This is a genomic window from Bradyrhizobium sp. GW821-FHT13H06, from assembly GCF_058803975.1.
On the sequence record NZ_JBXAPN010000001.1, the window covers coordinates 365,608 to 390,802 of the forward strand.

Below are 25,195 nucleotides of genomic sequence, written 5' to 3' on the forward strand. Positions count from 1 at the left end.
GGCACGTCCGGGCTTTCTGCGTTTGACTGGATTTGAGACATGACGGGAACGACACGATCGAGCAGCGGGCTGGACGACCGCCGCAAGCGGCTTCTGTTCCGCTGCTGGCACCGCGGCACGCGCGAGATGGACCTGATCCTCGGCCGCTTCGCGGATGCCGAGATCGGCAATCTGTCCGACGCCGAGCTCGGCGAGCTCGAGCGCCTGCTCGAGGTCAACGATCCCGATCTCTATGCCGCCATCACCGGCGACAAGGTGCTGCCGGCCGAGGTCACCGGCGCGCTGTTTGCCCGCATCAAGGCGTTTCCGGTCGCGGACGGCAACGTATGAAGCAGGGGATGAAATCGCCGGCCGAGCTGCTGACGCCCGGCCGCGCGCTGACGCTTGCCAACGTCGCCGAGGGCGCGGAAGGCCTCGTCGTCTCCGATCTCGCCCGCGCGATCGCGGCGCGGCCGAAGAAGCCGGCCGTGAGCCTCGCCGTGGTCTGCCGCGATGGCGGGCGCATGCAGCAGCTCGAGCGGGCGCTGCGCTTCTTCGCGCCCGATCTTCCGGTGCTGACCTTTCCGGCCTGGGATTGCCAGCCCTATGACCGCGTCTCGCCGCATGGCGGCATTCTCGCGCAGCGCCTGACCACGCTGGCGCGGCTGGCTTCGCTGACCGGCAGCGACAAGCCGCTGATCGTGCTGACGACCGTGAACGCCGTCGTGCAGCGCGTGCCCGCGCGCGAGCTGGTTGCGGCGCAGGCGCTGTCGGTCGCCCCCGGCAATGTCGTGCCGATGGACACCATCGTCGCCTGGCTCGAGCACAACGGCTACAACCGCTCCTCGACCGTGCGCGAGCCCGGCGAATACGCCGTGCGCGGCGGCATCCTCGATCTGTTTCCGGCCGGCCTCGAGCAGCCCGTGCGGTTCGACTTCTTCGGCGACAGCCTGGAATCGATCCGGTCCTTCGACGCCGAGACCCAGCGCACGCTGCTCGACATGCGTTCGCTCGACCTCGTGCCGGTGTCCGAGTTCCAGCTCGTCACCGACACCATCCGTCGTTTCCGCATGGGCTATGTCGCCGAGTTCGGCGCGCCCGAGCGGGACGATGCGCTGTACGAGGCCGTCAGCGAAGGCCGTCGCCATCCCGGCATGGAGCACTGGCTGCCGCTGTTCCAGGACCGGATGGATACGCTGTTCGATTATCTGCAAGGGGCAGCCGTCGCGATCGAGCCGCAGGCCGAAGACGCCGTGCGCGAACGCTTCAAGCAGATCCTCGACTATTACGAGGCCCGGCGCGAGGCGATGGAGCATCCCGGCGGCGGCGCCATCTACAAGCCGCTGCCGCCCGATCGGCTCTATCTGACCGACGAGGAATGGGGCAAGCGCCTCGGCGACATTCCATTGGCGCGGCTGACGTCGTTCTCGGTACCGACCGACGGCACGAGCGTCGTCGACGCTGGCGCGCGCAAGGGCCGCGACTTCGCCCCGGAGCGCAACGACACCGCCGTCAACGTGTTCGAATCCGTCGTCGCGCACGTGATGGCCTTGCAAGCCCAGCGCAAGAAGGTCGTGATCGCGCTGTGGACCGAAGGCTCGCGCGACCGCATGACTTCGATGCTGCGCGATCACAAGCTGACCCACACCACCAGCGTCAACAGCTGGCGCACGGTGCAGGCGACCCCGCGCAACGAGACCATGCTCGCCGTGCTCGGCCTCGAAAGCGGCTTCGAGACCGACGAGATCGCGCTCATCAGCGAGCAGGATATCCTCGGCGACCGCCTGGTGCGGCCGCGCAAGGCCAGCCGCAAGCTCGACAATTTCATCTCGGAGGTGACGAGCCTCAATGCCGGCGACATCGTCGTGCATGTCGATCACGGCATCGGCCGCTTCATCGGCCTGCAGACGCTCGACGTCGCGGGCGCGCCGCATGACTGCCTCGAGCTGCATTACGCCGCCGAGACCAAGCTGTTTCTCCCCGTCGAGAACATCGAGCTGCTGTCGCGCTACGGCTCTGACCAGACCGACGTCGAGCTGGACCGTCTCGGCGGCGCGGGCTGGCAGACCCGCAAGGCGAAGCTGAAGAACCGCATCCGCGAGATCGCGGGCGAGCTGATCAAGATCGCTGCCGAGCGCATGCTGCACGAGGCGCCGAAACTGCCGGTGCAGCAGGGCCTCTATGACGAGTTCTGCGCGCGCTTCCCCTATGACGAGACCGAGGACCAGCTCGGGGCGATCGAATCCACGCTGAAGGATCTCGAAAAGGGCCGCCCCATGGACCGGCTGATCTGCGGCGACGTCGGCTTCGGCAAGACGGAAGTCGCGCTGCGCGCCGCCTTCGCGGTCGCGCTCGACGGCAAGCAGGTTGCGGTGGTGGTGCCGACCACGCTGCTCGCGCGCCAGCACCACCGGACGTTCAGTGAGCGGTTCAAGGGATTCCCGGTCAATGTGGCCCAGGCCTCGCGCCTGATCCCCACGAAACAGCTCAACGAGGTCAAGAAGGGGCTCGCGGACGGCTCCGTCGACATCGTCGTCGGCACCCATGCGCTGCTCGGCAAGGCGATCAAATTCCGCGATCTCGGCCTGCTCATCGTCGACGAGGAGCAGCATTTCGGCGTCAGCCACAAGGAGCGGCTGAAGGCGCTCCGCGCCGAGGTCCATGTGCTGACGCTGTCGGCGACGCCGATCCCGCGCACGCTGCAGCTGGCGCTGACCGGCGTGCGCGAACTCTCGATCATCGCTTCGCCCCCGGTCGATCGCCTGGCGGTCCGCACCTTCGTCGCCCCGCATGATCCCTTGATGATCCGCGAGGCGCTGCTCCGCGAGCGCTATCGCGGCGGCCAGGCTTTCTACGTCGTGCCGCGCATCGACGACCTCGCCGAGGTCAAGGACTTCCTCGACAAGAACGTGCCGGAAATGAAGGTTGCGGTCGCGCACGGCCAGATGCCGCCCGCCGTGATCGAGGACATCATGACCGCGTTCTATGACGGCAAGTTCGACATCCTGCTGTCGACCACGATCGTCGAGTCCGGCCTCGACATCCCCAACGCCAACACGCTGATCGTGCATCGCGCCGACATGTTCGGTCTGGCCCAGCTCTACCAGCTCCGTGGCCGCGTCGGCCGCTCCAAGCTGCGGGCCTATGCGCTGTTCACGCTGCCGGCGCAGCAGAAGATCACGGCGCAGGCCGAGCGCCGGCTCACCGTGCTGCAATCGCTGGAGACGCTGGGCGCGGGCTTCCAGCTCGCTTCCCACGACCTCGACATCCGCGGCGCCGGCAATCTCCTGGGCGAGGAGCAGTCCGGCCACATCAAGGAGGTCGGCTTCGAGCTCTATCAATCGATGCTGGAGGAGGCGATCGTCAACCTCAAGGCCGGCGTCTCCGAGCCCGCTGCCGACCGCTGGTCGCCACAGATCACCATCGGCATGCCCGTGCTGATTCCGGACGACTATGTCAGCGATCTCTCGGTGCGGCTGTCGCTGTACCGGCGCCTTGCCGATCTCGACACCGAGGAGGAGATCGAGAACTTTGGCGCCGAGATGCGCGATCGCTTCGGCGTGCTGCCGGACGAGGTCCGCTATCTCTTCAAGGTCGCCGCGATCAAGGCGTTCTGCCGCAGGGCCAATGTCGAGAAGATCGATGCCGGTCCGAAGGGGGCCGTCATTGCCTTCCGCGACAATTCCTTCGCCTATCCCGACCGCCTCGTGACCTTCATCCGCAGCCACGGCCAGGCCGCCAAGGTGCGGCCCGACATGAAGGTTGTGTTCCTGCAGGACTGGGAAACCCCGGAAGAGCGCCTTGCCGGCACGACGGAGATCATGCGGCAACTGGCGCAGCTCGCCGAGAGCAAGAAGGCGGCGTAAGCGGCTACTTCAGCCAAGTGCGGCGCAGCGCACCGCACTTGCGCCCGAAGGGGCGACATATCGTCACTTGCGGAATGACCAATAAATAGCCATGTTCAAATCTTCGAGTTTCGGCCGAACGACTTGGCCTCGCCGCTATTTCCGCGCCTGACTGATGACCCTCCCTCCAGATCTCGAATTCGCTGACCGCACCTCTGTGCGGCTCTAAAGACTTATCTATCTCAAAGGACGCTCCCCATGACGACGGGAACTGTGAAGTGGTTCAACAGCCAAAAGGGTTTCGGCTTCATTCAGCCGGACGAGGGAGGCCAGGATGTCTTCGTTCATATCAGCGCGGTTGAACGTGCCGGCATGAGCTCCCTCAACGAGGGTCAGAAGGTTTCCTTCGACGTCGTTGCAGACCGCCGCACCGGCAAGTCTGCTGCGGACAATCTGCGCGCCGCATAAGCTGCCGCAGCCGGCGCCTGTCGCTTTGACCATGGATGTATTGGCAGAGCTTCAGGTTCTTGCGACCCGCGACTGGTTTACCGGCCGCGGGTTTTTTGCACTTGATGCGCGGTGGTCCGCCCACCGCAACAGCTGAGGTTCGAGCGTGTCTGCGAATATCGAGTCAGATGAGGAACATGACGACGTCATGTATCCGCAGGTTCTGCCGTTCTTGTTGATCCACATCGGATGTGTCGCGGCGATCTGGTCGGGTGTTTCGTGGCAGGCGGCCGGGCTTTGCATCGCGCTGTATTGGCTGCGCATGTTTGCGATCACGGCCGGATATCACCGGTACTTCTCGCACCGGGCCTACGCGACAAGCCGGGTGTTCCAGTTCGTCCTTGCCTTCCTTGCCCAGAGCAGCGCCCAGAAGAGCGTGCTGTGGTGGGCCGCCAAGCACCGCCATCATCACCTTCACTCGGACACCGCGCAGGATGTGCATTCGCCCCGGCACAAGGGCTTTCTCTACAGCCATGTCGGCTGGATCTTCTACCGTCGGCACGATGCGACCGACCTCGTCAAAGTGGCTGATCTCGCGTCGTATCCCGAACTGATGTGGCTGCACAGGCTGGAACTGCTGCCGGCAGTTGTGCTGGCGGGTCTGTGCTTTATCCTTGCCGGCTGGTCCGGACTCGTGGTCGGCTTCCTGTGGAGCACCGTGCTGCTGTATCACGCCACGTTCTGCATCAACTCGCTGGCGCATGTTCACGGACGCAAGCGGTATGTGACCGGTGACGACTCCCGCAACAACTGGCTGCTGGCCCTGCTGACGATGGGTGAGGGGTGGCACAACAACCACCACGCCTATCAGGCCAGCGCCCGTCAGGGATTCTACTGGTATGAGATCGATCTGACCTATTACGTCCTGGTGGTCCTGTCCTGGTTCGGAATCGTCCGGGACCTGAAGATGCCTCCCGCTCAGGTTCTGCGTAATCAGCAACGGTTGGGATCACGCGTGGTCAGGCAGGCGGCAGAACAGCTCGCCGCCCGTTTCGATTCCGAGCGCATCGCGCTCGCGATCCGGACGTCGATCCATGAGACAGAATTGTCGGTCCGTGATGCTCTCGCTCTGTTGCAGCAGCGTGCCGGCGAGCGTCTGTCCAGTATGCCGACGCGCGACCAGCTGCTGGCTGAAGCCCAGCGCATGTTCGTCAAGACCATATCGCTGGACGACATTGTCGACCGTGCCTACGAGCTCTTGAACGATTCCGTCGGCTTGCTCCTGGCGGCTCCCGCTCTGTCGACCCAGGCGAAAGCGGAGGGTGGCGTTTAGCCCGGGTGATACCCATATAGGGGTATGACACATTGGCAGAAGTCCAGTCCGCGACAAGCACCCAGATCCAAGGCCGAACTCCGCGAGATGCTGACCGAAGCGGTCCGCAACACGCGCCCCGTCCCTGACCGAAACCAGGCGAAGGCGCCGACGAGCGCCGAAGGCCCGTCTGTTTCCAATCAGGCGTTCAAGGTCCTTCCGGCGGTTCGCTGACCGGGAGCAGGTGCTGCATGCGCAAGTTTCCCGATCCTACCGAACAGGAGCTGAGCGAGGGCCCGCAAGCCGTGGCCTTCCAAATCGCGGATGGGAATATGCGGCAGAACTGCATCCTGCAGACGAACTTGCCGACCAAGGTGCAGGCGCAGCGATATCTTCTTGCGAATTGGCCGGTCGTCGAGAAGATGGCCCGCGACGCTCTCGCGCTGGGAAAGGTCGAGAACGGCGAGATCAGGCTCGTGATGCCGCCGACGTAATCACATCGCGCTTCAGGATGCCGCCCGCGACGCATCCGCCGATAGTCGCGCCAGCAGCGACCGCGCCGTATCCGACGGGGACAGCGAATCCACGCTGACCACGGGATCGCTGCGCATCTCGTGCTTGCCATTGGACGTGTGCCGCATCACCGCCGACAGGCGGCGGGCGATCATGTGCGCCGTGCGGAAGTCGGTCTCCGCGAACACGACGATCACTGAACCGTCCTTCTGCGCCGCACCGAAATCCATCTGCCGCATCAGGCGGCTGAGAATCCGTGCGGCATCGAGCTGGGCACGGGAATTGCCGGGATCGAAAGCGAAGCGCGCGACGGAAAGACCGCCGCCGCGGGCGAGCGCCTGCTCGACCGCCTTGGCAAAATCGCGGGCAAAGGCCTCGACCGTGAGCAGGCCGCTGCGCGGATCGAGCCAGCCGCCCGCATCGATCGAGCGCAGCGTGCGGCTCAGCTGCGCTTCCATCGCGTGCTGGCGGATCAAGGGCAGCGCATTGGCGGCGACCTTCGCAGGCTCGCCGGCAATCAGTTCGAGATTGGGTAGATCATAAGTCTGCGTCAGCTGATGCGCGGTGAGGACCACCGGCAGGCTGCGGAAGCGGGTGTCCTCCGCGAGCACCGTGAGGAAGGCATCGGTCACTCGTGGGGTGAAACCTTCGGCGAGCACGACGCCGTCGAGGTCGCGGGTGTTGAGGTGCTTGGCGGCGGCCTCGATCGAGAGCGCGCCGACCACGCCGAAGCGCTCACCCAGCGCGACGGAGAGCGCGGGATAGGCTGCGCCGCGACCGATCAGGAGCACGGTGGCATCGCGTGCGGGATCGCCCTCCGGCAGCGCGAGCTTCGCTTCCGGCAGCCGGCGCAGAACCGTTGCATGCAGTGTGCGCACGCGTAGCGCGGCACGGAGCCGCGCGATCAGGCGCTCGGGTTTGCCGCCGTGCGAGGAGAAGGGCAGCGCGTTGTGCGGCAGCCTGCCCGCCGCATCCAGGGTCACGAAGGGAACGTAAGGCGATTGGTCGGCGATCTTCTTTGCGAGCGCCGTCACAGGCGGCTCGTGTTCGGCATGCATCGCAGCGAGAACCGCGGCCGGCTGCACCTCGTCGACCGCGCGCGCCGCGCTGGCCCAATCGGTGTCGACGACGGGAAAGAGCCGGGCCTCGTCCAGCGCGGCCACGAAGGCGGGGCGCTCGGCATCGGACACAAACAGGATCGGGCCCGCCTGGGACATCGACAAACTCTGATCACGCGACAGATGCCGCGCAGCCTAGTTCGGCCGCCTTAATGCAGCGTCAACGGAACGGGCAAAACTATGCCTAGACCGACCCGGAGCGGTCGCGAAAGGCCTCGACCATCAGGGGGTTAAGCCCGAGCTCGCTGAGCGCCTCGCGGGCGCGGGCGTTGTCCTGGGCGCGTCCGGCCAGCCGGTGACCCGAGAGGCGGTCGGGCAGCGCCGTGAGCAGGGCGCCCTGGCCGAGCCGGCGCGCCCATTCCTGGAGATCGTTGGAGAGGAAGCGATAGCCGCCGACGGCCATGATGCCGGAGGGCGGCGCAGTGATGCAGATCGCGCCGCTCGGTCGGTCGAGCCGCGCGGCGTAACCGGTGTCGACATAGTCGCGCGGCGGCTGCGCGGTCAGCGTCTCGCCGACCGGTAGCGGCGGGGCGTAGGCCGCGATCGGCACCATCGCGCCGCGCAGGCCGAGCGTGCCCTTCGGCGTCAGCAGAATTTCGCCGGCAATGGAGGAGCCCGACTGCTCGCGCGGGGCGCCGTGCGGCCCGGGCATGACCGGCACCGGCATGCCGTCCTCGCCGCGGCGGGTGCCGAACAGTCCGGCCTCGCCGAACAGATAGACGTCGGTCAGCGGCGCATGCGGCGCGATCCAGGCATCGCTCGCCGCGACCTGCTCGGGCGCGCGCCACAGGCCGATGACGTTGCGCACGGTCGGCAGCCGTGCCGCGAGGTCGGCATCACCGAGCCGCAGCGCGAGCTGCGCCGGCGCAATCAGCACCTCGCATTCGTGCTCGTTGATCTGCTGCTCCAGCACCTCGTTCTCGAACGGGTGATGCAGCGCCAGCGTGCCGCCCGACAGCAGCCATACCGCGAGCGAGGAGGCGAGGCCCGCGAACGACATCGGGGCGAACGCCGCCATCACGGTCGCTCCCTGGCGGATGTCTGCTTCCAGCGACATGGCGAGCCCCCCGGCGATCAGGCTGAAATGCGGCCGCGGCACCGGACGGAAGCCTTCGGCGGTGACGTCGAAGGAGATCATCGCCGCCTTGCGGCCGTCCTGGATCACGGCGCGCGTCAGGCCGGGCGGGCTGGCGAGGACGTCGTCGAGCGACGCCATGCCTTCGGGCAGGTCGCCTCCGAAGCCGCAGACGTGACGGATGGAGAAGGCTTCGGCGGCCGCATGCATCGCGAGGTCGGCATAGCTGACGCCGTCGACCGTGCTCATGGTGACGATGGCGCGCGCCGCGGTACGGTTGAGCGCGGCGGTCAGTTCCGCATGCCGCCAGAGCAGCGGCAGCACCGCGACGACGAGGCCGGCGCGATGGGCCGCCAGCACGGTGAGCACGAACTCGACGGTAGCAGGCAGCTGGATCGCGATGACGGAATTGGCCGGCAGGCCCGATTCGACGAAATGCGCCGACAGCGCCTCGATGGCCGTATCAGCCTCGGCATAGGTCATCCGCCGCGGCTGGTGCCCGGTCACGCGCGCCTTGTTGAGGGGATCGAGCAGAGCGAGCGCGTGCGGCTGCCGCATCAGCGTGCGCTGAAACAGCGTGTCGAGCGTCGGCGATATTGCTGGCTGGTTCACGGCGTCACTTTGCCTGATGAGCTTGCGGCTGCCCCTTCGCCCACCAGGTCTCCGGCAAATAGCCCGAGAGCGAGATGGCCTTGGGCCGTTCTATCCGATTCCAGCGCGCGATCCATTGCTCCGATACGTTAAACAGCGGGATTGTGTAGAAGCCCGCGATCAGAGCGCGGTCGAGCGCCCGCACCGCCGGGACGAAATCCGTATGTTCACGGGCCTCCAGCAGGGCAGCGATCATGGCATCCACCGCGGGATCCCTGGCGCCCATGTAATTGCGCGTGCCGGGATTGTCCGCGGCAGCACTGCCCCAATAGAAATATTGCTCGTTGCCGGGCGAGAGCGACTGGTCCCAGCGGTTCTGGATCATGTCGAACTCGTAAGCGAGCCGGCGCTGGTCGAACTGCACGGGATCGACCGAGCGAACGGTCGGCTCGATGCCGGCGCGCTTGAGGTCGCGCTGGAAGGCGAGCGCGATGCGCTCCTGGTCGCGGGTCGTCACCATGATCTCGAAGGTGAAGGGCGTCTTGGTCGCGCGATTGCGCAGCACGGTGCCGTCGAGATCATAGCCGGCCTCCGACAACAGCTTCAGCGCGGCGCGCAGCGTCGTGCGGTCGCGGCCCGATCCGTCGGTGACCGGCAGGCGATAACTGCCATCCATGATATCGGGCGGAATCCGTGCGGCAAACGGCTTGAGCAGCTCGCGTTCGCGTGCATCCGCCGGGCGGCCATAGGCCGACAGGTCCGAGCCGGCGAAATAGCCGGCAGCGCGCGAATAGAGCCCGAAGAAGTAATTGCGGTTGACCAGCTCGAAATCGAACAGCAGCGTCAGGGCCTGGCGCACCCGGATGTCGGCGAAGATCGGACGGCGGGTGTTGAACACCAGGAATTCGGAAGGCTGCGGCACGCCGGGCTTGGCGGTGTCGCGGATCACTTCGCCGCTCCGGGCGGCCGGAAAATCGTAGCCGTCGTGCCAGCGCAGCGGCTCGTGCTCGATGCGAAAATCGTAGAGCCCGCGCTTGAAGGCTTCGAACTGGCCGTTGGCCTCGCGAAAATAATCGAGCCGGATCTCGTCGAAATTGTAGAGCCCGCGATTGACGGGCAGGTCGCGGCCCCAATAGTCGGGATTGCGGGTCAGCGTCACGCTGGCTCCGGGCTTCACGGCCGCGACCCGATAAGGGCCCGAGCCGACCGGCGCCGTCAGCGTCGTCTCCTCGAAGGCCGCGACGTCGACTGCGTGCTTCGGCAGGACCGGCATCAGGCCGAGAATCAACGGCAGCTCGCGGTCGTTGGCGCCCGCGAGATCGAAGCGGACGGTGAGGGGATCGGGCGCCGCGGCCTTGGCAACTTTGGCGTAGTACTGCCGGAGGTTGGGGCGGCCGTGGTCGCGCAGCAGCTGCCAGGAGAACAGCACGTCCTCGGCCGCTACCGGCTTGCCGTCGGAGAAGCGGGCGCGCGGATCGAGGCGGAAGGTGACGAAGCTCCGCTCGTCGTCGGTTTCGACCGTCCTGGCGAGCAGGCCATAGAGCGTGAACGGCTCGTCATTGCCGCGTGCGAGCAGGCTCTCGACCACGTAGCTCCGCATCTGCTGCACGGCCAATCCTCTCACGATGAAGGGATTGAGGCTGTCGAAGGTTCCGAGAATACCCCAGGTCAAGCGGCCGCCCTTGGGGGCGTCGGCGTTGGCGTAGGGCATGTGGGTGAAGTCGGCCGGCATCGCCGGCTTGCCGTGCATGGCGATGGCATGAGCCTCCTCGGCCCGGGCGCCGCCTGCCGGAAGTCCGGTGACCACAGCGAGGGCGAGGACGCAGAGGCGGACGCCGAAGCCTTCGAGAAGGCGCTGGAACATGAACATCGGCACACGGTGATTCGACGACCGGCGGGCCTGAATCCTATCACAGGGAATTTGGTGGGGCGTTGGCGCCAAGCCGGCCAAAGGCGGTTGTCGGCATTGATCTTTTCGTCGGCCACGTTAAAAGGCGGGCAATCGCGCAAGAGCGTCGAGCCCGTCACCTATCCGCCTCAATTGACGGGGAGAGAGCCGCGCCCAAGGCGGCCAGGTTCGGCGCTTCGGAGCGGTTCGGGCACTTCCCGTTCAGAAAGGGTTTTCCGCAATGAATTTCCGTTACTTGGCCGCGTCCGTCCGGCCGCGCGGGCGACTTCTCGCCCTGTTGACGGCGACGGCGTTGGCCATTCCGTTTGCCGCCGAGGCCCAGACCCCTGCGCCAGCCCCGGGCGCACCCAAGGCGACTCCGGCCCCGAAAGCGGCTCCCAAGGCTGCCCCCAAGGCTCCGGCACCGGCAGCGTCTCCGCAGGCCCAGCAGGCTCCCGCCCAGGGCGCTCCCGGGCAGCAGGGCGCGGCCCAGCCCGCTGACCAGCAGATCCAGCTGATCTATGCCCCCTGGACCAAGTTCTGTCTCAAGGGCCAGGATGCCAACGCCAAGCAAGTCTGCTTCACCGGCAAGGACGGCCGCATCGAGTCGGGACAGCCGGTCATCGCGGCCGTCATCATCGAGCCGGAAGGCGAGCCCAAGAAGATCCTGCGCGTGACGCTGCCGCTCGGCATGCAGCTCGTGCACGGCACCCGCATCATCGTGGACAACAACCCACCGCTGCAGCAGCCCTATGTGATCTGCTTCCAGAACGGCTGCATGTCGGATTACGAGGCCACGCCCGAGCTCATCAACAACATGAAGAAGGGTCAGAATCTCGTTGTCCAGGCGATCAATGCCAACGGCGCGCCGCTGACCCTGCCGCTGCCGCTCGCCGGCGAATTCCAGAAGGCCTATGACGGTCCGCCGACCGATCCGAAGGTGTTCGAGGAAACCCAGAAGAAGCTTCAGGAAGAGCTTCAGAAGAAGGCCGACGAGCAGCGCAAGAAGCTCGAGCAACAGGGCGGCGCCGCTGGCGCGGCTCCGACCGGCCAGAAGTAATCAGGCGAGATTTCGATATGAAAAAGGCGCTCGTTTCGAGCGCCTTTTTTGCTGGCCGCCAACCGGCGACGATCAGTTCAGGGATGAGTTGCGGGGGCGATAGCCGCCGGCCTTGTCCTTGATGAAGATCTCGGCGACCTGGGAATGCCGGACCGGCTCGCCGGAATCGTCCGGCAACAGGTTCTGCTCCGAGACATAGGCGACGTATTCCGATTCCGCGTTCTCCGCGAGCAGGTGATAGAACGGCTGGTCCTTGTTGGGCCGCACCTCCTCGGGGATCGACAGCCACCACTCCTCGGTGTTGTTGAATTCCGGATCGATGTCGAAGATCACCCCCCGGAACGAGAAGATCCGGTGGCGAACGACCTGTCCGATCTGGAATTTCGCGGTCCGCGCTTTAATCATTCCCCGTCGATAGACCAGGATTGTGGCCGATGCTAGTGCCCTCGTCTGGAATTAACCCTCGTTTCCGGGGCGGATAGCCCCCAAGCCTTCAGAAAACACTTCATCAATGGTCGATATCCTCAATCTGGCGTTGCCTTATTTTGGCTTGATCTTCGTCGGCTTCGCCTGCGGCAAGGTCAAATCCCTCCCGGAATCGGGCCTCGCCTGGATGAACTTCTTCCTGCTCTACGTGTCGCTGCCGGCGCTGCTGTTCGCGATCATGTCGAAGACACCGTTTTCGGAATTGAATAACCCGCCATTCCTGGTCGCGACCACGCTGTCGACGGTTGCCGCGTTCACGCTGGCGCTGGTCGTCGGCAAGGTCTTGGGCCGGCTGACGCTGCGCGAGGCGACGCTCGCAGGTCTGTCCGGCGGCTACGGCAATATCGGCTACATGGGGCCGGGTCTGGCGCTCGCAGTGCTGGGGCCGAAGGCGTCGGCGCCGACTGCGCTGATCTTCTGCTGCGACAGCATCTTCCTGTTCACGATCGTGCCGCTCTTGATCGAGCTCTCCGACCGCGACCATCCCTCGCTCGTGCACGCCTTCGGCGTCGTGCTGAAGCAGATCGTGCTCAACCCGCTGATCATGTCCGCCTGCTTCGGCGCCGCGGTCGCCGCCCTGCATATCGAGCTGCCGGTCGCGCTGGATCGCACCATCACCTTCCTCCAGAACGCAGCCGCTCCGACCGCGCTGTTCGTGCTCGGTGTGACCGTGGCGCTGCGCCCGTTCGATCGGGTGCCGTGGGAAGTGCCGGGCGTGATCGCGGTCAAGCTCCTGATTCATCCGCTCGCAGCGTTCGGCCTGATGCTGGCGTTCGGTCCGTTCGCACAGCCCTGGGCGGCCACCGCCGTGCTGATGGCCTCGCTGCCGCCGGCGCTGAACGTGTTCGTGATCGCCCGGCAGAACGATGCCTGGATCGAATCCGCCTCCGTGGCAGTGCTGCTCGGCACCTTCGCCTCGGTGGTCACGCTGACCAGCGTGATGTGGGCGATCCAGAGCGGGCGGCTGGCGTTTCCGTGAGGAGGCTTATCGCCGCCAGGTCGGCGTCAAGCCTTCGCGCATTGCAAATCGCCTGAGCGGGCCGATGGCGCCAAGCAGGTGCATGCCGACGGCGCGGACCGGCTGGAGCGGCAGGAAATCGTTGAGCAAGGAGCGGTTGGCGATGTCGATCGCAAAGGTGCGGCTCAAAATGTCCGGCCGCCGCGCGCGGTCGTAGCGCTTGAGGATCTCCTCCGCGCCGGGATCCTGCCCCGAGGCGATGGCATCGTTCGCGAGCCGTGCAATGTCGGCGGCATCGCGCAGGCCGAGATTGAGGCCCTGGGCGCCGATCGGCGGAACCACATGGGCGGCTTCGCCGACCAGCGCGATGCGGTCGCGGCCGAAGGATCTTGGACGTTCGATCGCGAGCGGGAACAGGTTGCGCCCGGGCTCCACCGTCATGCGGCCGAGGATCGAATGCGACTGCTTCTCGATTGCGCCGGACAGCTCCTCGTCGCTCAAGCTGCGAAGGCGCTCGGCCTCCGCGGGCGCCGAAACCCAGACGACGCTGGAGCGGTCGCCGGGCAGGGGCACGAACACGCAAGGCCCGTGCGGCGTGTGGAACTCGGTCGAGACGTTGCGGTGCGGCCGTGCGTGGCTGACGTTGAAGGTCAGTGCGGTCTGGTTCAGCTCGCGCCGCGTCACCTCGATGCCGGCGGCCTCGCGGCACAGCGAGTGCCGGCCGTCGGCGCCGACCACCAGGCGGGCCGAGAGAAATTGTCCGGAGGCCGTGCGCACTGCGACGTCGTCGGCTTCGATGACGACGCTCTCGGCCTCGTCGTCGAAGCGGACGAGGTTGGGCAGCTCGCCTGCGCGCCCTTCCAGCGCCAGCATCAGCGAGCGATTGTCGATGTTGTAGCCGAACGCGTCGAGTCCGATTTCGTGACAGGAGAATCGCACCTCCGGCGCGCGGAACAGCCGGCCGGTGTCGTCGACGAGGCGCATGACCTCGAGCGCGGCCGCCTTGTCCTTGCAGCGCGGCCAGACGTCGAGGCCTTCCAGGAGATCGACGGAGGCACCCAGCAGCGCAGTGGTGCGATTGTCCGCGTAGGGCACGCGCCGTGCCACCAGCGCGGTCCGGGCACCCGCCTGCGCTAGTGCGATGGCCGCCGCAAGTCCCGCGGGTCCGCCGCCGATCACGGCTGTGTCATGGAGTGTCGATGCGTCTGTCATGGAACGACATTGGACACGGCCGGCGGCGAATTCAAGCCCGCTGATTTTTGCCTGATTTTATGACGAATTGTGCGACGGAGCGCCGCAATGGCGGATGTGCAAACCGGTCCCATTCTGATAGCAGAAGCCATGGATAGCCAGCAGGATTCCCTGAAACCGAGACCGGCGATCCGCGCCGCGGCGCTCTCGGTGCACATCTTCACCGCGTTCGGCGCGGCGATCGCGCTGTTGGCGATGCTGGAGGCCGTGCGCGAGCACTGGTCCGCGATGTTTCAGTGGCTCGGCGTCGCCCTCATCATCGATGCGATCGACGGGCCGATCGCGCGCCGGCTCGACGTCAAGAACGTGCAGCCGAACTGGTCGGGCGACGTGCTCGACCTCGTGGTCGACTTCGTCACCTATGTCTTCGTGCCGGCCTACGCGATCGTGGCGAGCGGGCTGTTGCTGCCGGTCGCAGCTCCCTTGCTCGGCGTCGCCATCATCGTCACCAGCGCACTATATTTCGCCGATCTGCGCATGAAGGCCGACGACAATCATTTCCGCGGTTTCCCGGCGCTGTGGAATGCGGTGGCGTTCTACCTGTTCCTGCTGCACTGGCCGCCGCTCTGGTCGACGCTGCTGGTGGCTGCGCTCGTCGTGCTGACCTTCGTGCCGTTCCACGTGCTGCATCCGGTCCGCGTCGTGCGGCTGCGCTGGCTGACGATGTCGCTGATCGCGATCTGGGCGGTGCTGGGCGTCTACACGCTGGCGATGGATTTCCGCGTCGGCGCCGGCGTGACCATCGTGCTCTGCGCCATCGCGCTCTGGATCAGCTTCAGCGACGCCTTGATCCGCCTGGCGAGATCCTTCGCGTGATGCACCTGTTGACCAGCCCGGAAGCCTGGGCCGCGCTTCTCACCTTGACGGCGCTCGAGATCGTGCTCGGCATCGACAACGTCATCTTCATCTCGGTGATCGTCTCGCGCATCCCGGAGCACCAGGCGTACCGCGCCCGCCAGATCGGGCTCGCGCTGGCGCTGGTGTTCCGCATCCTCCTGCTCAGCGTGCTGGTCTGGCTGATCGGCCTGACTGCGCCGGTGTTCTCGTTTGCAAGTTACGACTTCTCCTGGCGCGACCTCATCCTGATCGGCGGCGGCCTGTTCCTGATCGCCAAGGCGACGCACGAGATTCACGCCGAGGTCGAGGCCGATGAAGGCGAGGGCGACCACAAGTCCGGCCGGAACGCCTTCTTCTGGGTGATCGTCCAGATCATCGTCATCGATATCGTGTTCTCGCTGGATTCGATCATCACCGCGATCGGCATGGCGCAGGACATCGAGATCATGGTCGCGGCCGTCGTGATCGCATGCCTGATCATGTACATTTCGTCCGGCCCGGTGTCGCGATTCGTTGCGGAGCATCCGACGACGAAGATGCTGGCGCTGGCCTTCCTGGTGCTGATCGGCGTCGCGCTGGTCGCGGACGGATTGGCGTTTCATATTCCACGCGGCTACATCTATTTCGCGATTGCGTTTTCGGCGGCGGTGGAATTCTTCAACGTGCTGGCCAAGCGCAACCGCAGGAAGGCCGGCAAGTCGTCTGCTTGATCGTTGCGGCCGGCCCCGAGTTGACAAGGCTGGCGCGATGGCTTTCGCTCAGTCGCGAGAAGAGGAGGTCAAATGATGACCAAAGCCATCCGCGTGCACAAGGTCGGAGGCCCCGAGGCCCTGGTCTATGAGAGCGTCGACGTGCCGGCGCCTGGGCCGGGCGAGGTGCGCATCCGCCAGCATGCGGTCGGCCTCAACTTCATCGACGTCTATTACCGCACCGGCCTCTACAAGGCGCCGGGGCTGCCCTTCATCGCGGGCAACGAGGCCTCGGGCGAGGTCGTCGCGGTCGGGCCTGGCGTCACGAATTTTCATCCCGGCGATCGCGTCGCCTATTATCACAATCTCGGCGCCTATACCGGCGAGCGCAACATCCCCTGGGAGAAGCTGGTCAAGCTGCCCGACCACATCACCTACGAGCAGGGCGCCGTGCTGATGCTGAAGGGGCTGACGGTCTGGTATCTCCTGCACAAGACCTTCAAGGTCGAGCCGCATCACCGCGTGCTGATTCATGCAGCCGCCGGCGGCATCGGCCTGCTGGCCTGCCAATGGGCGAGGGCGCTCGGCGCCCATGTCATCGGCACGGTCGGCTCGCGCGAGAAGGCCGAGCTTGCGGAGGCCAATGGCTGCGATCACGTCATCCTCTACAACGAGGAGGATTTCGTCGCCCGCGTGAAGCAGATCAGCCGCAACGAGGGCTGCGACGTCGTCTATGACGGCGTCGGCAAGGCCACCTTTCCGGGGTCGCTGTCCTGCCTGAAACCGCGCGGCATGTTCGTCTCCTTCGGCAATGCCTCAGGTCCGGTGCCGCCATTCTCGATCGCCGAGCTGAACAATCACGGCTCGCTGTTCGCGACGCGGCCCAAGCTCAACGACTATGTCGGCACGCGCAAGGAACTGCTGGAGGGTGCCGACACGCTGTTCGCCGCCGTCATCAACGGCAAGCTGCACGTTCCGATCAACCACGCCTACGCGCTCAAGGACGCCGCCAAGGCGCATATCGATCTCGAAAGCCGCAAGACGACGGGCGCGTCGATCTTGAAGCCGTAGGACTTCCGTCGTCATCCGCATCTGTGTCCCGGACAAGCTGCAACGCGCACGCGTTGCGGCGCAGAGCCGGGACCCAGAAGCACCGCACGATGCGCAGAGATGGGCCCCGGCTCTGCAGCGCACCGCCGAAGTGGCGCTGCGCTGCGTCCGGGGCACGAGACAGCCTTACGCCACCCGCCGTGCCGCGCCGGCCTTGGTCAGGATGCCGTCGAGGCAATCGATCATCTCGGCGATCTCTGCCTTCGTGACGTTGAGCGCCGGCATGAAGCGCAGCGTGTCGAGTTGCGGCGCGTTCAGGAGCACGCCGGCCTCGAACGCCTGCGCGACGATGCCCGGCGCGATCGGCAGCTTGAGATCGAGCGCGAGCAGGAGCCCACGTCCGCGTACGCCGCCGAGCCCGTGCCGGGCCGAGACTTTCTGCAACTCGCTTTCGAGCAGGAGGCCTGCCTCGGTGACCGCCTTCAGGAAGTCCGGCTTGCCGACCTCCTCGAGCACCGCGAGCCCCGCCGCGCACATGATCGGGTTGCCGTTGAACGTGCCGCCCTGGTCGCCATGCTCGAAGCAGGAGGCGCGCTCGGTCGCCAGCAGCGCGGCGAGGGGCACGCCACCGCCGATGCCCTTGCCGAGCGTCATGATGTCGGGTGCAATCCCGGTGTGCTCATAGTGGAAGAGCTTGCCGGTCCGGCCCATGCCGGTCTGGATCTCGTCGAAGATCAGCAGCAGGCCGTGCGCCTCGTTGAGCGCGCGCAATTGCTGCAGGAACTGGTCGGTCGCGGGCCACACGCCGGATTCCCCCTGGATCGGCTCCAGCATCACGGCGACGGTGTTGTCGTTAATCAGCTTCTCGACCGAGGCGATGTCGTTGAGCCTTGCCTTCTTGAAGCCTGCGACCTTCGGCTCGAACAGCGGCTCGAACGCTTTCTTGCCCGAGGCCGACATCGTCGCCAGCGTCCGGCCGTGGAAGCCGCCTTCGAAGCTGATGATCTCGAACGCGCCGCCCTTGTGCACGCTGCCGAATTTGCGCGCGAGCTTGATCGCGCCTTCATTGGCCTCCGCGCCGGAGTTGGCAAAGAACACCTGATCGAAAGCAGTGTTCTCGACGAGTGCCTGCGCGAGTTTGAGGCTCGGCTCGTTGTAGAAGGCCGGGCTCGGCGTCAGCAGCCGCTTGGCCTGCGCGCCAAGCGCGTCAGCGACCGCGGGTGGGGAGTGGCCGAGGCAGTTCACGGCCCAGCCCTGCACGAAATCGAGATAGCGCTTGCGGCTGTCGTCCCAGAGGTAGGAGCCGGCGCCGCGGACGAACACGGTCTTGGGCCGTGCGGTGATGTCCATCAGCGCGTCATACGGATGCGTGGTCATGTCGATCTCCTCTGGAGGCGGGTGGGAAACGGGCGCAAAAAGCAGAAAGGCCGCACCTTGCGGGTGCGGCCTTCTCGAAGACTTGAGCTGAATTCTAGTGGTTCAGCGGCGTCGTCGGACATGGCGCACCCTCTCATCGTCGCGGGAGCGACGACGGAGCATTGCGGTGCGCTGGTTGGTCCGGTTGATCATGGGGCGCGGCAATACATGCGATTGCGGGGGCTTGTCAAGCGGGCGTTTTGCCGAACACCCGCCTGGCGTGCATCGGTCAGGTCAGGTGAGCGGCTTCCTCGGCGTCTTCGTCGCCCCAATCCGCGTCCGCAATCGCGGTGTCGATCAGCTCGCCGCGCATCAGCTTGAGCGGCGAATTCCAGTACAGCGCGATGTTGTGGAACGGGTCGGTCAGCACCTTGAACGCCCATACCAGGCCGGTCGTGAGGTCGCGTGTGACGAAGAGCTGGAGCATGCGCGCCAGTCCGCCGCCGATGCCGATCGCGAGCCAGAGCGTGCCGACATGCCGGATGAAGTCGAGACGCCCGGCCGGCGCATCGAAAAGTCCGAACAGCGTCGGATAGAAATACAGCGCGATCGGCGCGCTGCCCCAGACGAAGAGCAGAATGATCTTGCGGGTCTGGTTGTAGCCGACCTTGATCGCTTCCTTGTACTCGTTGCTGACGTCGTTGACGGCGTCATAGCCGTTCGGCTCGAAGAAGAAATGCCCGGTCTGCCGCGTCAGCATTGCAAGCCAGCCGACGATGCCGGCGAGCGCGGGGTCTACGAACAGCAGCGCGTAGCAAAACAGGAAGATCACGGCGCTGAAGAGATGCAGCGTCTGGTTGACGGTGCTCTGGTGGTAGAAGCGGTAATCGTCGAAGCGCTGTGTGCGCAGCATACCCGAGAGGCTCATCCTCGTTCCTCGCTCGCGTTGAAAAGCGCGGGCAGAGTTAGGCCGAGTCCGTGACCTCTGCGTGAATGCACTATAGTGTCACAATACGCTCCGCTGGCTGTCTCGCGCGTAGCGCTGCGGCAGCCGAGACGACGAAGCGTGCGAATGAGGCCGACGCGGTTACCGGCGCGCGCATAGTCCGCTCCGGAATACCGCTGGTTTCCCGCCATTTCATTGTCGCCCCGCAGAAACCATCGAGGCGCTGGCGCGTTTGTGATCGAGGTACGCCAATTGGTTCGAACCGGACGCACGGCGGCTCAGACCAAGAGGGCGGGACCAACGAGACAGTTTCAGCCTTGTCCGACACGCCTTATCCAATCGACCTCGACAGCATTCGCGGCGCATTTCCGCCGGGGATCGAGACGCCGCGGCTGCTGGTCGACTTTGCCGGCTGGCTCGAGGGGCGCCCCTGGGGCAGCGTCGGCTGCTTCGCGCTGCAAGGTCAGTTCGCAGATCATGCGCCGATCGTCGACGGCAGTCCCCTGCGCGACAGGTTCTCGCTGTTCATGCGTCTGCCGGATGGCTCGGCCGTGGGTGGCTGGTATGGTGCCGGTCTCGACCGGGACAATCCGCCGATCGTGGGGCTGGGATCGGAGGGCGACTACGAACTGCTCGCACCGAGCCTCGACGGGCTGCTCGCAAAATTGACGTCGCAGCAATTCGACAACGCCTGGAGCGATCTGAAGCCACACGACGAGGTTGAGGCCCAGACGGGTGAGCTCGCGCAATGGCTCGCCGGACGGCCGCATGGCGAAGCCGCGGCGCCCGATGAGGCATCGTCGGAGCTACCCGACTTCCGTGGCTTCGTCGAAAAGTGGAGCCGGGATCGCGAGGACTATTGGGCCAATCATCGGCTGATGGCCGAGCTCGGTTGGCGGCTGGCGGCGCATCTGCCGAAGGGCAAGAAGCCCTGGGACCAGACCCGCTTCGAGATCGCGATCGTCGGCGCGCAATACCAGGCGCGCGTGCTTTCGCGCGGGCCGCAGCCGTTCGAAGAGGCCGCATCGATCGAGTCCCTGCTGCGCGACCTGCGCGAGGAGATGCGCCGCGCGCAGCCCGCGCTCGGACTGTGGTACACGATGCATTTCGGGCTCCATGCCGATGGCAGGATCATGCCGAATTTCGAATACGATTTGCGGCCGACCATCGACGGCGAGCCGGCGCTGCTCTCCGAGGCAAAGGCCGATCTCGCCCGCGCTCCGCGCCCGGAGCGCTGGGTGCCGAAATGGCTGGCCTAACTGCATCCACATCGTCGTTTTGAGTGTAGCGAACCCGCATGTCGCCCCGTCATCCTGAGGTGCGAGGCTTGCGATGCCGACGCATCGCAAGCGGAGCCTCGAAGGATGAGCGGCCGGGATGCAGCCGGGCCGTCGTCCTTCGAGGCTCGCTCTACGGCGCGGTTGCGCCGCAGAACGAGCGCCTCAGGATGACGGTGATGGAGTGGTAGTCGCCGCGCAAGCGCGCCAGAACCCCGCGACGCTGCCGTGCAGATCGTACGCATCCGCGCGCTCGATCTTGGCGGTGACGATCTCGCCGACGCGCAAGGGGCGGCGGCTCGTGAGGTACACCGCGCCGTAGCTCTTGCTTGACCTCGCGGCCCCTTCGATCCCTCTTGACTTAGAGCGCGCTCGAAGGGGTATCTGTACGTGCGTCAGTACGAGAACGGGCACAAATGAAGATCGGCGACCTTGCAAAACGAACCGGCTTGTCGACCCACACGCTGCGCTACTATGAGCGCATCGGGCTGCTTCCATACGCTGACCGGGATCGCTCCGGTCAACGTGATTTTGACGCATCAATCCTGACATGGATCGCATTCCTCGGTCGGCTCAAGACCACCGGAATGCCAATCCGGGACATGTTGCGTTACGCGGCGCTTCGTGACGACGGCGACGCCACCGGGCCAGCCCGGCGGCAGATGCTGGAAATCCATCGAGAACAGGTTCGCACGCAGATTGCCGAACTCCAGGAATGCCTGCTCGTCCTTGATACCAAGATTGCCGGCTACGCCGGCGACGAACAGAGGACGAAGGAAAATGACGCACGCCCAAACACAAGCCGAAAGCCGCTTCGATCGCGGCCAGCGGGCCCTGTCACGCATTGACGGCAGTGCCGGCGAAAAAGTCATCGCTTCGCTCGCCGATATAGCTCCGGACTTCGCACGATACGTGATCGAGTTTCCCTTCGGCGACATTTACTGCCGCCCGGGCCTCGGCCTCCGCGATCGAGAGATCGCGACGATCGCCGCGCTGACGGCGCTCGGAAATGCCGCGCCTCAGCTCAAAGTGCATATCGAGGCGGGTCTGAACGTCGGGCTTTCTCCCGACGAGATCGTGGAGATCATCATGCAGATGGCCGTCTATGCGGGCTTCCCGGCTGCGCTGAACGGGCTATTCGCAGCCAAGGAGGTGTTCGCCGCGCATGACGAACAGCGGGCGTCTGGAGAAGCGACATGACCACCTCGCCTCAAACCCTCTTCTGCTCGGCAGCATTGGTCAGTGCATGCGATCTCTTCCGCGCACCCAAGCCGCAGCGCTGGGTACCGAATGGCTGGCCTGACGCCGTGCCTCTCAGAACCCCGCGACGCTGCCGTGCAGATCGTATTGGTCCGCGCGCTCGATCTTGGCGGTGACGATCTCGCCGACGCGCAAGGGGCGGCGGCTCGTCAGATAGACCGCGCCGTCGATCTCCGGCGCGTCGGCCTTGGAGCGACCCTTGGCGACGGTCGGGCCGACCTCGTCGATGATGATCTGCTGGCGCGTCCCGACCTTGCGCTTCAGCCGCCGTGCCGAGATCTTCTGCTGCCGCGCCATCAGCGCGTTGTAGCGCGCCTGCTTGACCTCTTCCGGTACCGGGTTCTCGATCGCGTTCGACGTTGCGCCGGCGACCGGCTCGTACTTGAAGCAGCCGAGACGATCGATCTCGGCCTCATCGAGCCAGTCGAGCAGATAGGCAAAGTCAGCATCGGTCTCGCCGGGGAAGCCGACGATGAAGGTCGAGCGCAAAGCGAGATCGGGGCATTCCTCGCGCCAGCGCTTGATCCGCGCCAGCGTCTTGTCCTGCGCCGCCGGACGCTTCATCGCCTTCAAGACCTCGGGGCTCGCATGCTGGAACGGGATGTCGAGATAGGGCAGCACCTTGCCCTCGTTCATCAGCGCGATGACCTCGTCGACATGCGGGTAGGGGTAGACGTATTGCAGCCGGACCCATGCGCCGAACTCGCCGAGCTCGCGCGCGAGGTCGAGGAATTTGGCGCGGACCTGGCGGTCCTTCCACGGGCTCTCGGCATATTTGAGATCGACGCCGTAGGCGGAGGTGTCCTGCGAGATCACCAGCAGTTCCTTGACGCCGGCGCCGACCAGGCGCTCGGCCTCGCGCAGCACGTCGTTGGCCGGGCGCGAGACCAGATCGCCGCGCAGCTTCGGGATGATGCAGAAGGTGCAGCGGTTGTTGCAGCCCTCGGAGATCTTCAAGTACGCGTAGTGGCGCGGCGTCAGCTTGATGCCCTGCGGCGGCACCAGGTCGAGATGCGGATTGTGCGCCGGCGGCAGCGCGCGGTGCACGGCATCGAGCACGCTCTCATATTGCTGCGGGCCGGTGATGGAGAGCACGCCGGGATAGGCCTGCTCGATCGCTTCCGGTTCCGCGCCCATGCAGCCGGTCACGATCACCTTGCCGTTCTCGGCCATGGCCTCGCCGATCGCCGAGAGCGATTCCTGCTTGGCGCTGTCGAGGAAGCCGCAGGTGTTGACGATGACGATGTCGGCCCCGTCATGCTTGCGGGCGAGCTCATAGCCCTCCGCGCGCAGCCGCGTGATGATGCGCTCGGAATCCACCAATGCCTTGGGGCACCCGAGTGACGTGAATGAAATACGCGGCGCTCTGTCCATGTAATCGCCTGGAGCCTACATCTGGATTGTTCGGATACGCGATCCAACTAATTGATCCAATGCCGAAATTCAATAACTAACGTGCTCCATGCGGCAGCGCTCGCGCATATATTGCGACGCGATCTGGCAGTAGCTGGACGTGGCCTCATTACCGCGTAGCCATACGCGTATGGAAGCAAGCTGGACGAGTGCGAGACAACCCCGACTGGAGAATTTCCGCCGGATTATTTTAGCCGACGATGCTTTTGAACGTGTCGTCCAGCGATTGCTACAAAGAACTACAATTTGCTCGTCTGCTTCGGAGTAAGAGCCATGCCAATCGAGCGTGCCCCACGAAGCCCGCTTTCTCAAGATTATCGCCCTCCGAGCGGCCCGGACACATACACAGTTCAAATCCTCTTCTAACAGGGCTTCGCCATGAGCACCGTCGTTTGGTTCGACACCAGCCTTCTTATCGACATCGAGTCCGGCGCGCTCCAGGGCGGCCTCGACGAACTGGCGCGCATGCAGAGGGACGGCTTCAAGATGCTTCTTCCCAAGCATGTCGAGACCGAGTTCCTCTTCTCGAAGGCTGGTGCGCAGAACATGGCGCAGCGGCAAGCCTTCCTGCAGCGCTTCGGCCTCCAGGTCGATACCATGGCCTCGCAGGTCCCTCTTGCCCAGGTGCGGGCGTGGACCGATCAGGCCACTGCCGCGGGGCTTGGGCATGGGGACGCCAAGATGGTCGCCCATGTCCGCGCCAGCGCGCATGTCCGGAATATCAGGAATCCCGTGCTCCTCAGCCAGAACACCAAGGACATTGCTAAGATGCGGCTGCAGGGGGTGAACGCGCTGAAGTTCGAGCCGGTCGCCCTGAGACCGAAGATGCATATCGCAGCGCACGGCGGCGGGGGAGGGACCAAGCCCAAGTCCTCGGTCTCGCCGGCGACGGGCGCCCCGACTCGCGGCGCGATGTTCAAGGCCGGCCTGAAGGGAGCGTTCTCGGCGGCCAGCATCGCCTCCATGATCCCAGACGTCATCCTCAAGTTCGCCGACCGCGCCGCGGCGAAGCAGGCGCTCCGGAACATCCAGGTGAAGTTCATCAAGGAAGGCTTCGCCCGCGGCGTCGCCGCCGGCATCATGCGTTGGACGGAAGCCGAGCTCGACGCGAACTCCAAGAACCGCATGACGAGCTTCCGCCTCCAGGGCATGGGCGATGCGGCCGGGATGCTGAAGCTGGGCGACATGTTCAAGCTGGCCGAATCCGTCGAGAACTACGCCGTCGACATTGGATATGCGTATGCAGGCACGCGGGATCCGGCGTGGAAAGACGAACTGCGCGACAAGGGCTTCGCATTCCTGCGCAACACCCGATATCACTTCGGGGATGATCCGGAAGCTCTGTTCGAGTTCGAGTTCATCGACAAGCTGGCGTGGGCGATCCACCACTCGACCGACGCGATCATCGGGCCTGCAATCAAGTTCGATTCTTAGATAGGAGAGCGCCACAGAGCTGCCTCACATCGCACTCTGACATCCGTCCTTGGCGTGCGAAGCGCTTGATCCAAGCATTAAGGCCGACCATTGAGAGCCGCTTCTGCGGCACATGATGCTCGAAAAGCGATTGTCGATCAGCAATCGTGACCGATCACGCCAACCTCGTGATTCTTCGAGGAGCCGCCATTTTTTTAAAAGGGCGCGCCTTGATCTTGAACTGTCGCTTCGACACCGTGTACGCAAAACTGCGATGAGCCGGTTTCATCCTCGGCATGGCCTTGGTTAGCTTTTCCTGTGGCATGATGTTTCCGGTGCGGGCTGAAGTCGACAAGACTATGCATGTCTAAGATCGGCAACGCTTGTGTCCGGAGTTCAGGCTACGCGTGAAGGTACCCGATGGGTGCGCG

General features: G+C 65.2%; 22 protein-coding genes. 14 read left to right on the top strand and 8 right to left on the bottom strand.

Annotated elements, in window-relative coordinates; genetic code table 11:
* Positions 1-39 precede the first annotated feature (39 nt).
* The 5 genes from AC1RQP_RS01790 (at position 40) to AC1RQP_RS01810 (ending at position 6,077) form a co-directional block, all read left to right on the top strand.
* Positions 40-330 carry an FAD assembly factor SdhE gene (locus tag AC1RQP_RS01790; RefSeq protein WP_239623679.1) on the top strand — a complete coding sequence of 97 codons (291 nt, stop codon included), beginning with the start codon at positions 40-42 and terminating at the stop codon, positions 328-330.
* Complete coding sequence (gene mfd, locus AC1RQP_RS01795) at positions 327-3,845, top strand: transcription-repair coupling factor (protein ID WP_492935709.1); 3,519 nt, start codon at positions 327-329, stop codon at positions 3,843-3,845. Before AC1RQP_RS01790 ends, mfd begins: the two co-directional genes overlap by 4 nt.
* Before the next feature lie 237 nt (positions 3,846-4,082).
* Positions 4,083-4,292 carry a cold-shock protein gene (locus tag AC1RQP_RS01800; protein WP_492935710.1) on the top strand — a complete coding sequence of 70 codons (210 nt, stop codon included), beginning with the start codon at positions 4,083-4,085 and terminating at the stop codon, positions 4,290-4,292.
* Positions 4,293-4,479: 187 nt separating this feature from the next.
* Complete coding sequence (locus AC1RQP_RS01805) at positions 4,480-5,604, top strand: acyl-CoA desaturase (protein WP_492936359.1); 1,125 nt, start codon at positions 4,480-4,482, stop codon at positions 5,602-5,604.
* A gap of 230 nt (positions 5,605-5,834) precedes the next feature.
* Entirely contained in the window at positions 5,835-6,077 is a 243-nt protein-coding gene (locus tag AC1RQP_RS01810; RefSeq protein WP_492935711.1) for a hypothetical protein, read from the top strand.
* 12 nt (positions 6,078-6,089) lie between these two features.
* On the opposite strand, the gene AC1RQP_RS01815 is transcribed toward AC1RQP_RS01810, so the two are convergent.
* The 3 genes from AC1RQP_RS01815 to AC1RQP_RS01825 all read right to left on the bottom strand — a co-directional run bounded on the left by AC1RQP_RS01815 (position 6,090) and on the right by AC1RQP_RS01825 (position 10,750).
* Complete coding sequence (locus tag AC1RQP_RS01815; RefSeq protein ID WP_492935712.1) at positions 6,090-7,313, bottom strand: GGDEF domain-containing protein; 1,224 nt, start codon at positions 7,311-7,313, stop codon at positions 6,090-6,092.
* Between the two features lie 85 nt (positions 7,314-7,398).
* The gene (locus AC1RQP_RS01820) at positions 7,399-8,901 is read right to left on the bottom strand and encodes an AMP-binding protein (RefSeq protein ID WP_492935713.1); all 1,503 of its coding nucleotides are present in this window, start codon (positions 8,899-8,901) and stop codon (positions 7,399-7,401) included.
* A gap of 4 nt (positions 8,902-8,905) precedes the next feature.
* Positions 8,906-10,750 carry an extracellular solute-binding protein gene (locus tag AC1RQP_RS01825; RefSeq protein ID WP_492936360.1) on the bottom strand — a complete coding sequence of 615 codons (1,845 nt, stop codon included), beginning with the start codon at positions 10,748-10,750 and terminating at the stop codon, positions 8,906-8,908.
* 259 nt (positions 10,751-11,009) lie between these two features.
* On the opposite strand from AC1RQP_RS01825, the gene AC1RQP_RS01830 reads away from it, so the two are divergent.
* Positions 11,010-11,828, top strand: coding sequence for an invasion associated locus B family protein (locus tag AC1RQP_RS01830; protein ID WP_492935714.1), 819 nt, complete (start codon positions 11,010-11,012; stop codon positions 11,826-11,828).
* A 72-nt stretch (positions 11,829-11,900) separates the two neighbouring features.
* Here the strand turns inward: AC1RQP_RS01830 and hspQ are convergent, their stop codons facing one another.
* The gene (hspQ, locus tag AC1RQP_RS01835) at positions 11,901-12,233 is read right to left on the bottom strand and encodes a heat shock protein HspQ (protein ID WP_061881708.1); all 333 of its coding nucleotides are present in this window, start codon (positions 12,231-12,233) and stop codon (positions 11,901-11,903) included.
* A gap of 106 nt (positions 12,234-12,339) precedes the next feature.
* On the opposite strand from hspQ, the gene AC1RQP_RS01840 reads away from it, so the two are divergent.
* Complete coding sequence (locus AC1RQP_RS01840; protein WP_028178767.1) at positions 12,340-13,293, top strand: AEC family transporter; 954 nt, start codon at positions 12,340-12,342, stop codon at positions 13,291-13,293.
* 6 nt (positions 13,294-13,299) lie between these two features.
* On the opposite strand, the gene AC1RQP_RS01845 is transcribed toward AC1RQP_RS01840, so the two are convergent.
* Complete coding sequence (locus tag AC1RQP_RS01845) at positions 13,300-14,484, bottom strand: UbiH/UbiF family hydroxylase (protein WP_239623671.1); 1,185 nt, start codon at positions 14,482-14,484, stop codon at positions 13,300-13,302.
* Between the two features lie 87 nt (positions 14,485-14,571).
* Here AC1RQP_RS01845 and pcsA point away from each other — a divergent pair, with 87 nt between their 5' ends.
* The 3 genes from pcsA to AC1RQP_RS01860 all read left to right on the top strand — a co-directional run bounded on the left by pcsA (position 14,572) and on the right by AC1RQP_RS01860 (position 17,120).
* Positions 14,572-15,339 carry a phosphatidylcholine synthase gene (gene pcsA / locus AC1RQP_RS01850; protein WP_492935715.1) on the top strand — a complete coding sequence of 256 codons (768 nt, stop codon included), beginning with the start codon at positions 14,572-14,574 and terminating at the stop codon, positions 15,337-15,339.
* Positions 15,336-16,070 carry a TerC family protein gene (locus tag AC1RQP_RS01855; protein WP_492935716.1) on the top strand — a complete coding sequence of 245 codons (735 nt, stop codon included), beginning with the start codon at positions 15,336-15,338 and terminating at the stop codon, positions 16,068-16,070. Before pcsA ends, AC1RQP_RS01855 begins: the two co-directional genes overlap by 4 nt.
* 75 nt (positions 16,071-16,145) lie before the next feature.
* Positions 16,146-17,120 (top strand): quinone oxidoreductase family protein, encoded by a 975-nt coding sequence (locus AC1RQP_RS01860; protein ID WP_028178771.1) that lies wholly within the window; start codon positions 16,146-16,148, stop codon positions 17,118-17,120.
* A gap of 165 nt (positions 17,121-17,285) precedes the next feature.
* Here the strand turns inward: AC1RQP_RS01860 and AC1RQP_RS01865 are convergent, their stop codons facing one another.
* Together AC1RQP_RS01865 and AC1RQP_RS01870 are read right to left on the bottom strand one after the other, a co-directional pair.
* Positions 17,286-18,476, bottom strand: a complete 1,191-nt coding sequence (locus AC1RQP_RS01865; RefSeq protein ID WP_492935717.1) for an acetylornithine transaminase — start codon at positions 18,474-18,476, stop codon at positions 17,286-17,288.
* A 268-nt stretch (positions 18,477-18,744) separates the two neighbouring features.
* Positions 18,745-19,383, bottom strand: coding sequence for a hypothetical protein (locus AC1RQP_RS01870; RefSeq protein ID WP_492935718.1), 639 nt, complete (start codon positions 19,381-19,383; stop codon positions 18,745-18,747).
* Between the two features lie 335 nt (positions 19,384-19,718).
* Here AC1RQP_RS01870 and AC1RQP_RS01875 point away from each other — a divergent pair, with 335 nt between their 5' ends.
* The 3 genes from AC1RQP_RS01875 (at position 19,719) to AC1RQP_RS01885 (ending at position 21,878) form a co-directional block, all read left to right on the top strand.
* The gene (locus tag AC1RQP_RS01875) at positions 19,719-20,660 is read left to right on the top strand and encodes a hypothetical protein (protein ID WP_492935719.1); all 942 of its coding nucleotides are present in this window, start codon (positions 19,719-19,721) and stop codon (positions 20,658-20,660) included.
* A gap of 434 nt (positions 20,661-21,094) precedes the next feature.
* Positions 21,095-21,526 carry a MerR family transcriptional regulator gene (locus AC1RQP_RS01880; protein ID WP_239623665.1) on the top strand — a complete coding sequence of 144 codons (432 nt, stop codon included), beginning with the start codon at positions 21,095-21,097 and terminating at the stop codon, positions 21,524-21,526.
* A complete protein-coding gene (locus AC1RQP_RS01885) occupies positions 21,459-21,878 on the top strand; it encodes a carboxymuconolactone decarboxylase family protein (protein ID WP_492936361.1) in 420 nt (139 codons plus the stop codon). Before AC1RQP_RS01880 ends, AC1RQP_RS01885 begins: the two co-directional genes overlap by 68 nt.
* Positions 21,879-21,992: 114 nt before the next feature.
* On the opposite strand, the gene rimO is transcribed toward AC1RQP_RS01885, so the two are convergent.
* Positions 21,993-23,312, bottom strand: a complete 1,320-nt coding sequence (gene rimO, locus AC1RQP_RS01890) for a 30S ribosomal protein S12 methylthiotransferase RimO (RefSeq protein WP_492935720.1) — start codon at positions 23,310-23,312, stop codon at positions 21,993-21,995.
* A gap of 417 nt (positions 23,313-23,729) precedes the next feature.
* On the opposite strand from rimO, the gene AC1RQP_RS01895 reads away from it, so the two are divergent.
* Positions 23,730-24,785 carry a hypothetical protein gene (locus AC1RQP_RS01895; protein ID WP_239623663.1) on the top strand — a complete coding sequence of 352 codons (1,056 nt, stop codon included), beginning with the start codon at positions 23,730-23,732 and terminating at the stop codon, positions 24,783-24,785.
* Positions 24,786-25,195: the final 410 nt, after the last annotated feature.